At 51.5% G+C, this 13,402-nt stretch carries 8 protein-coding genes; 6 read left to right on the top strand and 2 right to left on the bottom strand.

The genetic code is table 11. The annotated features are described in order from the left end of the window. Positions 1-51 precede the first annotated feature (51 nt). Complete coding sequence (locus ACQY6Y_RS06505; RefSeq protein WP_428379501.1) at positions 52-1,362, bottom strand: hypothetical protein; 1,311 nt, start codon at positions 1,360-1,362, stop codon at positions 52-54. Positions 1,363-1,549: 187 nt separating this feature from the next. On the opposite strand from ACQY6Y_RS06505, the gene ACQY6Y_RS06510 reads away from it, so the two are divergent. Then, positions 1,550-1,822, top strand: a complete 273-nt coding sequence (locus tag ACQY6Y_RS06510; RefSeq protein WP_428379502.1) for an HPr family phosphocarrier protein — start codon at positions 1,550-1,552, stop codon at positions 1,820-1,822. A 376-nt stretch (positions 1,823-2,198) separates the two neighbouring features. Here ACQY6Y_RS06510 and ACQY6Y_RS06515 read toward each other — a convergent pair whose 3' ends face one another. Beyond that, positions 2,199-3,305, bottom strand: a complete 1,107-nt coding sequence (locus tag ACQY6Y_RS06515; RefSeq protein WP_417147477.1) for an IS110 family transposase — start codon at positions 3,303-3,305, stop codon at positions 2,199-2,201. Between the two features lie 261 nt (positions 3,306-3,566). Between ACQY6Y_RS06515 and tgt the strand changes: the two genes are divergently transcribed. The 5 genes from tgt (at position 3,567) to ACQY6Y_RS06540 (ending at position 13,396) form a co-directional block, all read left to right on the top strand. Then, a complete protein-coding gene (tgt, locus tag ACQY6Y_RS06520) occupies positions 3,567-4,706 on the top strand; it encodes a tRNA guanosine(34) transglycosylase Tgt (protein ID WP_428379503.1) in 1,140 nt (379 codons plus the stop codon). A 133-nt stretch (positions 4,707-4,839) separates the two neighbouring features. Then, positions 4,840-6,972 (top strand): preprotein translocase subunit SecD, encoded by a 2,133-nt coding sequence (locus ACQY6Y_RS06525; protein ID WP_428379504.1) that lies wholly within the window; start codon positions 4,840-4,842, stop codon positions 6,970-6,972. Between the two features lie 22 nt (positions 6,973-6,994). Continuing rightward, positions 6,995-10,330: a single-stranded-DNA-specific exonuclease RecJ gene (gene recJ / locus ACQY6Y_RS06530; protein ID WP_428379505.1), complete on the top strand. Its 3,336-nt coding sequence runs from the start codon at positions 6,995-6,997 to the stop codon at positions 10,328-10,330. A 61-nt stretch (positions 10,331-10,391) separates the two neighbouring features. Then, positions 10,392-12,764: a RelA/SpoT family protein gene (locus ACQY6Y_RS06535; RefSeq protein ID WP_428379959.1), complete on the top strand. Its 2,373-nt coding sequence runs from the start codon at positions 10,392-10,394 to the stop codon at positions 12,762-12,764. Then, complete coding sequence (locus ACQY6Y_RS06540; protein ID WP_428379506.1) at positions 12,761-13,396, top strand: MBL fold metallo-hydrolase; 636 nt, start codon at positions 12,761-12,763, stop codon at positions 13,394-13,396. The genes ACQY6Y_RS06535 and ACQY6Y_RS06540 overlap by 4 nt, the downstream gene beginning before the upstream one ends. Positions 13,397-13,402 lie beyond the last annotated feature (6 nt).

A 13,402-nucleotide genomic window follows, 5' to 3' on the forward strand; every position in this document is an offset into this window, starting at 1 on the left:
GCCAAATTGGCCGCCCAACACGTTTGCGTGATCCTCTTGTAATGCAGCGTGCTAATGGCCCAATACTCCAAAAGCAAAGAGGGCGATAAGCACAACAACACAGACGATAACTGCGAGAACAGCAACAAAAACAATACGCTGCTTCTTTGTGCGCTTGCGCAAACTTCTTTCTGCAGACGAGAGGGATTCAACTTGACGTTGCTGAGAAGCTAACGCTGCTCGTTTATCTTGAATGGAGGCTTTAAGCGCAGTTGTTACTTCTGGTGTAGCAGCAATTTCTTCTGCCTCATCAATGAGCGCTTGAGCTTCTGTTGAGCGCTGATCTGCGTCCTTTACTTCACGTTCTGCCTGGTGAAGATCGTCAGTCACATCTGTTAGTTTGTTATCGAGTTCACGCTCGGCGGCTTGAGCGTCTTTATGAAGCTTCTCATATTCACTTTTGCGCTGCTGAGCTTGTGACTTGGCGGATTCATGTTGCTTTTCGGCAAGATCGAGCGATTGCTTCTGGGTGAAGAGATGCGTCTGTGCATTTTCGAGTGAACGCTTTGTTTCTGCGTCGGCAGCTTCAAGCTCAGTTTGGGCAGCTAAAAGAGAAGCCTGCTCATTATCGAGCGCTTCGCGAATTTCTTCACGGGCTCTTTTTGAGTTTGTGCTATGGCCAAGACTTTTCAACTCTTCATTGAGTTTATCCATACGCTGACGGGCATTTTCAACTGCCTGGCGGCAGGATTCAAGACGTGCATCTCGACGATTTGTTGCGTCATTTACTTGGTTTTCTGCATTCTTAACCGCTCGGCGAACTTCTGAGAGTGCCTTGGCAGCATCGTCAGCGCGTCCACGTGTTGTATCCATAAGATTCTTGTAAGGCCTGAGTTCTTCCTCATGACGCTTTTTGAGCTGATCGAGTTCATCCTGAAGCTCATCATGGCGCTTTTGAAGCTCATCGACGCGTTTCTCGGCACGTTTGCGAGCATGTTTAGCTGAATTAAGTTCTTTTGTCTGCTCTTTAAGAATTTCATCATGTCGGGCTGCTACGTCAGTTCGGTGGGAAAGCTCCTGGAGTGCCTCATCCAATTCAGAAGAGAGCTCTTCGAGACGATCTCGAGCTGCTGCTGCTTGTCGAGAAGCACGGCGTACATCTCGAATAGCAGAAAAACCCTCTACAAAGGTACTCGCTCCCTCTGAGGCGCTCTGTGCAAAAGCTTCAGCTACACTTCCACGCCCCGCTCGGCGACGTTGTGGCTGCTCGGAAGAGTCTTTGGAAGCATTGTCTTCGGTGGTGCTGGTTGTATCACTATCTACTGGCTCTGTAAGCTCATCGGTTTGGTCTGTCTGATGTCTGTCGTCAGTTGTTTTGTCCATGCCGCTCCTCCGTACAGGCATAAAGTTCTTTCTGACATCATTCTCTATTTTATGATTTTACCTTTGATAATGGTTTTCACATGCACACTCATGGATGATGTCACGTATCGGTAAAGATATGTCTGCTAGGATGTACTTCATAGCAAACGCATTGCGTCGTTTCGTTCACATTGAGAAGGAGTGCATTATGGTTTCTAAGCAGACCACCATCATCAACGCAACTGGACTGCACGCTCGTCCTGCTTCTGCTTTCGTAATGGAGGCAAAGAAGTATCAGTGCGACATCACTATTAAGGATGTTAACAAGGACGGCGCTGGTGCCAACGCCAAGTCCATCATGATGATCCTTGCTGCTGGTCTTGGCACCGGCACCACCGTCGAGGTTACCTGCGATGGTCCTGATGAGCAGGAGGCCCTCGACGCCCTTATCGCCCTTATCGACAGCGGTTTTGGCGAGTAAGCGTAGCTTTTAGCGCTTTAGAAGATCAAAGCCTGGTGCCCTTTGGCATCAGGCTTTTTTAATATGAGCTGAACATTGTCAAGAGGCAAAACCGGCCCGCCCCCTCCGGAGCTATCGGAGGCGGCGGGCCTACCTATCTTCGCCCGGGACCGGCGCTACCTGAGGGCGTGTCTGTTCGACGCACGTCTGGCATTCTAATATCCGCGCATGGCCTCCTCGGCTGCGCATTTCGTTGCTACGGCTGGGGGCCTCGACCGAAGTCTGTTGGCGGGCGTGGCGGTGCCCCGCTGCCCATAAAAAAAGACTCGAGTGGCCTCCCAACGGCCTCGAACGGCAGCGGTCCTCGGGGTCGGAACCTGTCTTTCCCGGCGGGGTGCTACGCCACGGCCATCCTCGCTATAGCCCACACCCAGCACGCCATCTCCCGCGCCGTGGCGCAGTTGGCGACGACGGGCTTCTTCCCGGCCGCGGACATCGCCTCCCGGCGGTCTTGGAGCCTCCTGTTGCACTTCGCCGCGTGGCGCCTCACCGCCGGCGCGACCTCCTGGTCGGATGCGAGCGGCTTAGCCTCCCGCGACGACATCGGTACGTGCCAGGCCGCCTCGACGAGCGCCGAGCGCACGTGGGCGTTGCCCGCGCGCGTGATCCCTCCCCTCGACAACGTCTCGCCGCTCGAGTGCTCCGAGGGCGTGAGGCCGCACCACGACGCGAACTCGGGCGCCGTGCGGAACCTCGAGAAGTCGCCGGCCTCGCAGGCGAGCAGGAAGGCGGTGGCGACGTCGACGCCCTTCACGCACCTGAGGGCGTCGACGGCTGGCTTCCACCCCGGGCGTCCCGCGGACTCGGCGACCCTCCTCGCCAGCGCATCTCGCGCCTCCTGGCAGCGCCTCACGCAGTCGCGGTAGTGCTCGTAGGCTGCGGCGTCGTCTGCCTCGGCGAACTCGATCGCGTCGGCCCACCTCCAGTAGGCGCGCGTCCAGTTCCCCTTGCGCGCGCCGGTCGGCGTGGTCTCGTCGAAGACGTGCCCGTGGCGCAGCAGGAACTTGGACATCCGCTGCTTGGCGCGCTGGAGGTCGTCGCGGGCGTCGGCAAGGGCACGCGAAAGGTCGCGGGCGGCCTCGGTGCTCTCGTCGGGTACCCAGACCTCCACGACGTTACGAGTGGCGAGCAGGCGGGCCAGGAACTCGGCGTCGCGTCGGTCGGTCTTCCTGCCGCGGTCCGCGGCAGGCCGCTGCATCTTTGAGACAGCGCCGACGACGCAGTCCAGCCCGAGCGCGCGCAGCGTCCGGCACAGGTGGAAGCCGGTAACCCCAGACTCGTAGACCGCCCTGGGCTCCTCGAAGCTGAGTGCCCACTCGGCGATCGCTGCCGGGTCGTAGCCGAACGACGCGCGCTCGCACTCGCCGCTCATGGGATTTAGGGCGAAGGCCTTGATGCTGCGGGCGTGAACGTCGAGGCCGATAGCTGTGACATAATTGGACATGGTGCCCTCCTCCGTCGCATGTGGCGCGCGGCCACGGTTGGTGGTACGACCATTGTCGCCCGACCCACGGAACTGCGACAGGGGGAGGGCCCAATGTTCAGCTCATATCGTCTGTATGCCTCAATAAGAATGATAAGCGCGGGTGCTTGGTCCGTCGTCTGTGTACGAACCGTTGAGACTCATTTTCATTGCTAGAATACCTAGATAAAAAATTGCTCGGATAAAGACCGATGGATAGTACGAGGCCTGAACGGGGAGTGTATGGACACTAAGCTTTTTTCGTATGACATAGTTGCTGAGGATCCTACAACGCATGCGCGTGCAGGTGTCTTTCATACAGCGCATGGCGATATAGAAACGCCAATTTTTATGCCTGTTGGCACAAAAGCAACGGTAAAAGGCTTGTTACCACAAACACTTGAGCAGCTCGGAGCACAAATCATTCTGGCAAATACCTATCATCTTTCTATGCGCCCTGGTTCTGAGCTCATTGATAACCTCGGTGGTTTGCACGATTTTATGCAATGGCATCACCCAATTCTTACGGATTCCGGTGGCTTCCAGGTGTTTAGCCACGGTGAGTTCTTTAAGCTTTCTGACGAAGGGGTTCGTTTTAGAGCGGTTGATTATGACGGCTCGTGGGTGAGCTGGACACCTGAAGACAATATGGCTATAGCAGAGCAGCTCGGATCAGATATTTGCATGCAGCTCGATCAGTGTCCTGGCTATCCTGCTGAGCGTTCATTTGTTGAGCGTGCGGTGGAACTTTCAAGTATGTGGGCGGACCGCTGTTATAAAGCACACACCCGTCCAGATCAGGCACTTTTTGGCATTGTGCAAGGCGGTATGCATTTGGATCTACGTCTCCGCAGTCTTGCTCATCTGGAATCTTGTGGTGATTTCCCCGGCTATGGTATCGGCGGTTATTCTGTGGGCGAGGATCACGAAACGATGTTTGAGACCCTTGAGCCACTTGTTTCTGAACATATGCCTAAGGCAAAGCCACGCTACCTTATGGGAGTTGGTAATCCCACTACACTTGTAAGGGCAGTTGCAGCAGGAGTAGACATGTTTGACTGTGTTCTTCCTACTCGAACCGCTCGTATGGGAACTGCCTTTTCTTCCGAGGGTCGTCTCAACCTTAAAAATGCTCGTTTTACGAAAGATGCTGGTCCACTCGACTCTGCCTGCACCTGTCCTGTATGCACGGGAGGCTATACGCGAGCTTACATACACCATCTGGTTAATCAGAAAGAAATGCTTGGCGGTATCCTTCTTTCTATGCATAACATTTATTTCTTACTCGATCTTATGCGCCGTGCACGTAAGGCCATTATTGCTGGAACTTACGGGGCTTTTGTAAATGACTGGATGGCTTCTGAAGGAGCAGCAGATTTTTAATCCCTGATTAAGGTCTGACTCCAGGGTAAAACAGAGAGCCGAATGGGTTCTATAATTGCGTCCTGTGTATGAATTATCCCTGTGCGAGGCGAGTATCGCCTCGCACGTGCAATGAAAAAAAGGAGGCGCTCCCATGACGGCTAAGAGAGCGCAATCGCGTACCAAAAGTAAATGTTCAGATGAGCCAACAGGCCTTGATCGATGGTCACAGACATCAGGCAAATCGTCCAAGAAATCTTCTGCCGATGTACATCAAGCGCTGTATGCGCTTGCTGGTCTTGTGGTAATTCTGGCAATAGCACTTGTTGTAAGTTTTCCTATTAATACAACACTGTCTCGTGGGTTGGACGTAAGTTCAGGTACTTCGTTGACGTTCTCTGCTAGTAAGGCCGACGGTTCTACACCCACAGAGGACGAGCTAACTACTGCCGTAGCTACGCTCAAAATGCGCTTACAAGATCTTGGCTTTTCTGATGCTCGAGTTCAGGCAGATGGTACAACGATAACGGCTCAAATTCCTGGTACCACGGTGGATGCCCAACAGCTTGGAGAAGAGCTGGCTCAATCTGGAAAGCTTGAATTTGTCCGAATGGATGATATTGGTGATGCTGATGCACGAGCACGCATCAATGCTGGACAGACGAATGTTTCACTTGAGCAGGATACCTACACGCCATTTTTGGATGGTTCCGCTGTTACATCAGCATCAGCTACACAAACAACGATCAGTGGTACGCCTTTTTGGGTAATCAATCTTTCCTTTGATGATGATGGCGCTGCTGTTCTTGCCGAAGTGACTGAGGATCTGGCGGCGTCAGGTGGCCAGCTTGCCGTTGTGCTCGATGGAAAGGTTATTTCTGCTCCGGCAGTTCAGGAAGCTATTACTGAAGGCGATGTTTCGTTTTCAGGAGGGTTTACTGAGGATCAAGCTCGCTCCATTGAGATGATTGTTTCTTCTGGCTCGCTGCCAGTAAGTCTTACGTTCATGCAAAGTGCTGTAGAAGGACCGTTGCTTGGGCGAGAGGCGCTCACACAGGGCGCCTATGCTCTTGCAGTGGCTGCAATACTGATAACCGCTTTGTTGTTGGTGTGTTATCGCGGTCTTGCCTTGCTGGTGCTTGGTTCGGCTGCCGTCTCTATCCTCGTGTGGATTGGTGGAAGCGCAGCTCTTTCAAGAGCGGATGTATTGCTCGTAACGTTACCGGCGTTAGCAGGTGCGGCTCTTACAGCTCTTATAACGAGTGCTGGGTCACTTCTTTTGCTTGGAGGCTTTCTTGAAAAGGTCAGGCAAGGTCGTTCGTTGCGTACGTCGTCTACGACCGGGCTTTCTCATGTGAGTGTTGGTCTCATAGAAGCATATCTCGTATTGCTTGTAACATTTTTCATTCCTTCGGTGGTAACAACTGGCAGTGTCCGTGAATTTGCTCTTTCTGCCGTGGTGGGAACTGTCGGAGCGTTCGTTGCGTTGCTGCTGTTTGAGAAGCCGTTGCTACAAATAGTGGCAGTAAAATCCATGTCAGAACATGCTCATCTTTGGGGAGTCAAGATACCAAGTGAGTCGGTCGATTCCCACGAGGACTCTTCTTCAACTGCTACCTATCACGCAAAACAGCTAACAGTGCTTTCTCTGGCTCTTTGTGTAGTTGCCATTGCAGGCTGTGCTGTTAAGAGCGAACTTGTTGTGTCACTTGGAGAGTCGGTGCTTGCGACACCTGTACTAGGGATTGCCCTGCTGGTCGGTTTACTTATCTACTGCATGGTAATGGCATTACGTCTTGATCTAAAAATTGCCCTCTCAGCTCTTGTGGGCATCGTCTTTTCAGTCGTTGTCGTTCTGGGAATGAGCTCCTTGCTCAATACCACGATTACTGATCAATTAGCAGGTGGCTTGCTTTTTAGTTTTGCTTGGTCGCTCTGGTGTAATTGGTCGGTTATGCGTCGAGTCAACGACGATCTTGCGTCAGAGCGAAAAGGCAACAAGAAAGCTGGTGCACCAAAGATTTCTCTTTGGAGAAAAGTGGCAAATTCGATCAGGTTCTGTAGTCCCGCTCTAACGGTATCTCTTGTTGCCGTGATAGTAATGTCGATAGCGCTTTTGGTGGCTACTGGTGCGACATTATTTACCTTGGCTGCCATGAGCATCATTGGTTCTCTTGTTGGTATATATGCGGTGCTTGGCGTAACACTGCCTCTTATGGGATTTTGGAAAATGAAGGAATCTCAATGGGCTACAGCTGAACGTCGTCAGACCCGCCAAGACAGGTAGTTTTACCTAAGGGGAGTTCGCGGTGACGGGTCTTGCAACAAGTAAACGGTGGGAAGTGCTGACCTCTCATGAAGATCTTGAACATCAGTTTGAGGTCGAATTGGGGGTTCCTGCCCTTGCTGCTCGTGTCATGGCGGCGCGTGGTATACAGAGCATTGAAGAAGCCAAGTTCTTTCTGCATCCCTCACTCGAGCGTGATTGGGCAGATCCTCAGCTCATTCCCGGTCTTATGGCTGCCGCTGATAGACTGGAGCAAGCGATCTTACGGGCGGAAACCATTGCTGTTTTTGGTGATTTTGATGTGGATGGCATGACATCCACATGCCTTTTAACCCTTGCTCTTGGTGAGTTGGGAGCTTCGGTAGTGCGTCCCTATATTCCTCATCGCTTTGGTGAGGGATACGGTCTTTCCCAAGATGCTTTGACGCGTGTTATGGAAGATGGAACTCCCGATCTTATTGTGACGGTTGATAATGGCATCGCTTCTGCAGAAGAGGTGCGATGGCTTTTAGAGCATCATGTTGATGTTGTCGTAACCGATCACCATGAACCTGCAGATTTGGTACCAACTGGAGTACCTGTTGCAGATCCTAAACTTGTTGCAGAAGGCCCTTCTCACGATCTTGCCGGAGCTGGAGTTGCTTTAAAACTCGTTTGTGAGCTTGGAAAACGCCTGGGGAAGCCCAATCTTTGGCGGGATTATACAGAAATTGCTGCTTTGGGCACTATTTCTGACATGATGCCGCTCACACGAGAGAATCGTGCCCTTGTTGCCGATGGTATAGAGCGACTAAGGACCACAACCCGTCCAGGTCTTGTAGCGCTTGCTGCGGTTGCTGGTGTTGACCTTGCCGAAATCACGGCTGATTCGTTGCCGTTCTCCCTTGTCCCTCGACTCAACGCAGCAGGGCGTATGGGGACAACCGATGTGGCATTGCATCTTTTATTGGCAAGCGATCCAGCAGTTGCCGCAGAGCTTGCTGGTGCCCTTGAGCAAACCAATCGTGAACGTCGTGAGATAGAGTCTCAGCTCGCTGAAGAAGCAATGGCAAAAGTTGAGGCAACTTTTTCGCCAGATGAACGCGTTATTGTTGTTGCAGGCGAGGGCTGGCATGAAGGTGTAAAAGGCATCGTAGCCAGCCGAATTGTGAATAAGTATCATGTCCCAACCATACTTTTTACTATCTCTGATGGTGTTGCACGAGGCTCTGGAAGAAGTGTCGGCTCGGTTGATCTATTCCATGCTGTGGAGCAGTGCTCAGACTTATGCGTTCGATTTGGCGGTCACGCTGGAGCTGTAGGCGTTACCGTTGAGGCATCACAGCTTGATGCCTTTCGTTTACGCCTGATGGAAGTGCTTGCACATCTCCCGGAAGAACAGTTTATTGCCCGCGGTGAGATTGCTTGCGTGGTTGGCTTAGAAGAGCTTACGGTCTCCTCAATAGCTTCTCTTGATTTGCTTCAGCCATTCGGGCAAGGAAATAAACGCCCGCTTTTGGCTGTTTCAGGCGTATGTATGCTCGGTCGAAGCCGCGTGGGACGCACGGGAGAACATCTACGCTTCGTTGCTTCCGATGGTATACATAGTGTTCCAGCCATCATGTTTCGGGCTCCTGAAATTGAGCGTGCAAGTGAGTGCGATGAGGCGGTCGATTTGGTGTTTGAACCAACCAATGAGACCTGGCAAGGGAGGACAAAACCCAAGCTGATGGTGCGCGATATTGTTTATCGTGCATATCCGAAGAATCCCCAGCCTGCCTCCGATTTGGTTAACAAACTCTTTGCTGCTGCCGATGCCTCGCTTGTGGCGGGTGTGCTTCCCGATGAAACAAGGTATAACGCCTCTAAAGCTCCCGTCGAGTCTACCCTCATGCTTGCCGATGATCTTGATAAAGAGATCTGTCATGCGTTGCTCGGCGGTGCTTCTCCGCTACCTGCACAGCAACGTGCGCTGGAACTTTTAGGGCAAAATCATTCCTGTTTATGTGTGATGGCAACGGGACGTGGAAAGTCATATGTGTTTCACCATCATGCAACGCGGTTGGCTCTCAAAGAGCATAAGGCGAGCGTCTTTGTGTATCCATTGCGCGCGCTTGTTGCAGATCAGGGATACCATCTTGCACATACGCTTGCATCGCTTGGAGTTGGCGTGGCGCTTCTCACAGGAGAGACACCAACTGATGCGCGCGAGCAAATCTTTGCAGATCTTGCAGCGAGCAGCGTAGATGTTGTTCTCACAACGCCTGAATTTCTTACTATCCATGTGAACCGGTTTGCCCAAACAGGTCGCATTGGTTTTGTGGTCATTGATGAGGCGCATCATGCTGCAGCGTCGGGTAGTCGAGAGGCATATGCTCAGCTGCCTTCAACACTTGCTGCACTTAAACATCCTACTGTGCTAGCAGTTACTGCTACAGCCGCCACTGAAACCGCCAATGAAATTTGCCGATTGCTCTCCATTGAGTCTGAGCATGTGGTGGTAGATAACACCTGTCGAGAAAATCTTGAGATTGAGGATGCGCGAGAATTGCGCGATAGGGAAGCGGCTCTTGTTTCGCTTGTGGCTTCAGGCGAGCGCTGCCTTACGTATGTAAACTCGCGCGATCAAGCTGTTCGCTTAGCACGCATGCTTCGACGTGCAATTCCCAATCTTTCCGATTCAATTGGGTTTTATCATGCTGGCTTGAGTCGAGAAGCTCGTTTGCGTATCGAGGATGCATTTCGTGCGGATGATCTTTCGTGTGTAGTAGCAACAAGTGCTTTTGGCGAGGGTGTTAATATCCCTGATGTGCGTCATGTTGTGTTGTATCACATGCCATTTGGTTCGATTGATTTCAATCAAATGTCTGGTCGAGCAGGGCGTGATGGTGCACCAGCTTGTATTCATGTGTTCTTTGGTTCACGTGATGCACGTACCAATGAACGACTGCTTGCTTCTTCAGCTCCACTTCGCGAAAGTTTGGTGGGTCTCTGGCGTACTCTTCTAGTGTTAGCGCGACGTGAATCTGATCAAACTCAAACAGTAAGTTCTTTTGCAATGGCAAATGCTGATATTGCCGAAGCTGCTCGCGAGACAGGAATCGCGCAGAGTTTGGATGAAGGGGCAGTGTCTGCAGGCATAGCAATTTTCAAAGAACTCGGCCTGCTCTCAACGACCGGTTACGGCATGTCACGTGTTGTTCACGTGCCGCTCAATCCATCTCATGTGGAGCTTGAACGTTCTATTCGGTACCGTGAAGGGATACACGCACGCGAAGAGTTTCATGCTTTTCGTGATTGGGTACTTTCAGCTTCGGCTCATGAATTGCTCGATCGAATTGATAAACCGATAGTGCCAACATTTGGCATACTTGTATAAGCGGAGGGAGGCGAGCAGTATGGAGCATAATAAATCCGTAAAGGGCGCACATGATGAGAAAATGACTTCTGAAAAGTCTTTCCTGCACTCTAAAGCTCCTATTTCTTTTGATGATGAGCCCCCTGAGGCTGACAACTACGCATTGCTTGAGCGCACCTGCTCGCGCTATCTATCGCGCGAGGAAATGAGTAAAGTTGAGCGTGCTTATATGTTTGCAGCACGTTTTCATGCTAACCAGCGTCGTCGGAGTGGTGAGCCTTATATCAACCATCCGGTTGAAGTGGCGCTCATCCTTGCCGATGATTTGCATATGGATGAAGACGTTATCTGTGCTGCACTTTTGCATGATACGGTTGAAGATACTTCAGCCACGCTTCAGGACTTAGCAACTCGTTTTGGTGAGCCAGTAGCAGAGCTGGTGGATGGTGTAACAAAACTTACGTCCATTGAGGTTGGCTCGATGGACGAAAAGCAAGCGCTCAATCTGAGGAAAATGTTCCTCGCTATGTCCAAGGACATTCGTGTTGTTATCATCAAGCTTGCCGACCGCTTGCACAATATGCGTACGCTTGCGGCGCTTCCACCTGATCGGCGCATTTTCAAAGCGCGCGAAACAATGGATGTCTATGCTCCTTTGGCTGACCGTTTGGGCATCTCATCTATCAAATGGGAGCTTGAGGACCTGTCATTTTTCTATCTTGAGCCTGATGAATATCAAAGGATTGCTCGTATGGTGCAAGATTCGCGCGAGCAACGCGAGCGCGATACCGATGAGGCAATTCATTTGCTCAGCGATGAGTTGCGCCATGCCAATGTGAGCGATTTTCAGGTTTCTGGACGACCTAAACATCTGTGGTCGATTTATCAGAAGATGAAGCGCAAGGACAAAGAGTTTGCCGATATATACGACTTGATTGCCCTGCGCGTTATTGCAGGAACCGTCAGTGACTGCTATTCAATTCTTGGTGCTGTGCACTCTCTGTGGCATCCGTTGCCAGGTCGTTTTAAAGACTACATTGCTATGCCTAAGCCAAACGGCTATCAATCGCTGCATACGACCGTTATTGGCCCAGATGCTCGGCCTATCGAAATCCAGATTCGTACCCGAGAGATGCACGAGCAGGCAGAATACGGTATTGCAGCTCATTGGCTCTACAAAAAATCAGGCAATTCAAAAGGTGCCATGTCATCTGAGGATAAGAGCATCGATTCTCAGATAACGTGGATACGCAGGAGCCTTGATTGGGCAACTGAGGGTGATATCGGCGATGCACGTGAGTATCTCGATAACCTGCGCATTGACCTTTTTGAAGACGAGATTTTTGTATTTACGCCTAAGGGCGAGGTTATGAGCCTGCGCTCAGGATCAACACCACTTGATTTTGCATATGCGGTTCACACGGAAGTGGGAAACCATTGTGTAGGTGCAAAGGTTAATGGTGCGGTTGTGCCTTTGGCGCATCCGCTTGAAACCGGCGATCGTGTAGAGATCCTTACCAACAAAAATGCCAAACCTTCTCGCGACTGGCTTGATATTGTTCATACGCCTTCTGCCAGATCAAAGATTCGTAAGTATTTTGCGACGGTTACCAAGTCGGATGATGCTGAGCGCGGTAGAAGCGAACTTGGCCGTGAATTGCGTAAACGTGGATACGGTATTTCTACCGTGAGAACCACAAAAGCCATTGCTCGTGTCTGCGAACAGCTCGACTACCGTAATCCCGATGATCTTTTTGCAGCCTTAGCGAATGGAAAACTTACCTATAAGCATGTTGCCAATAAAATTGAGGCCATTCTTGAAGAAGGGTCGCCAGCTGCTCAAGCAGCACAGGCTCGCGCAGCTGAAGAGCAAGCTGAGCGTGAGGCGGCATTTGTACAAGATCGGCCAATGGTGCGCAGTGAACACTTGCGTCATCGTTTGGCAAAGCAGTCAGGACGTAAGCGTGGCAATTGCGGCGTAGTGGTAAAAGGCGATCCAGATCTGGCTGCACATCTTGCACATTGCTGTAACCCGGTTGCCGGCGATGATATCGTGGGATTTATTACGCGCGGGCGTGGTGTTTCGGTGCATCGCGCTAATTGTCCAAATGTTCGCAATCTTATGCAGCATCCGGAGCGTTTGATCGCAGTTGAATGGGATACATCAGGCGCTACTGAATTCCAGGTAGAGATAGTTGTTGAAGCAACTGACCGCATGGGGCTGCTCAAGGATCTCACTATTGCTTTGGGCGATGGGGGAGCAAATATTTTATCTGCTGCAACACAGACCTCCTCAATGGGGGTGGCACGCATGCGGTTCCTTATCGCCATTTCAGACGCTTCGGTGCTCGACCCATTGCTTGCTTCACTCAGCCGCGTGCCCTCCGTTTTTGACGCACGGCGAATTATGCCTGGTGAGGGTGCAAATCAATTAAAGAAACGAGTAAGAGAATGAAAGATGAGCTGCTTGGCTTTGTTGTGGGGCCAATTCAGACAAATTGTTATGCCTACTGCTCTGAAGGCCATTGTCTTGTTGTTGATGCTGGTTTTTCGGGTGCAGCGCTTGCTGAGCGTCTTGCCGATGTGCAAGTAGATCTTGTGGTTTCCACCCATGGTCATGGAGATCATACGGGCGGTGTTAAAGAGCTCTGCGAGGCGACAGGGGCTCCATTTGCACTTTCTTCGAAGGATGCTGAAATTGCCTATGCGTCTCAGGGAGACGGACATCATCCAGGCGAGCTTATTCCTCCTGTTGCAGATCGTGATCTTGTTGATGGGGATGTTTTGCACGTAGGAAGTGCCAGTTTTTCTATTATCGAAGCTCCTGGACATACACCAGGCGGGGTAGTTTTGCTTGGTGGCGGTACGGCTGAAGGAATTGCGTTTGTAGGCGATACCATTTTTGCTGGATCAGCGGGCAGAACTGATCTTACTGGTGGTGATAGCCGTGCTCTCATGAGAACACTTGCGCATTTGAGCGAGGTAATTCCGCCTGAAACACAGCTGCTTTGTGGCCATGGCCCTGCAACTACTATGGCCTATGAACTGTCAACTAATCCGTTTCTTACGGCGATAAACAATCAGTAGTTATCC

It is taken from the genome of Olsenella sp. Marseille-QA0557 (assembly GCF_965119725.1).
Classification (GTDB): domain Bacteria; phylum Actinomycetota; class Coriobacteriia; order Coriobacteriales; family Atopobiaceae; genus Coprovicinus; species Coprovicinus avistercoris.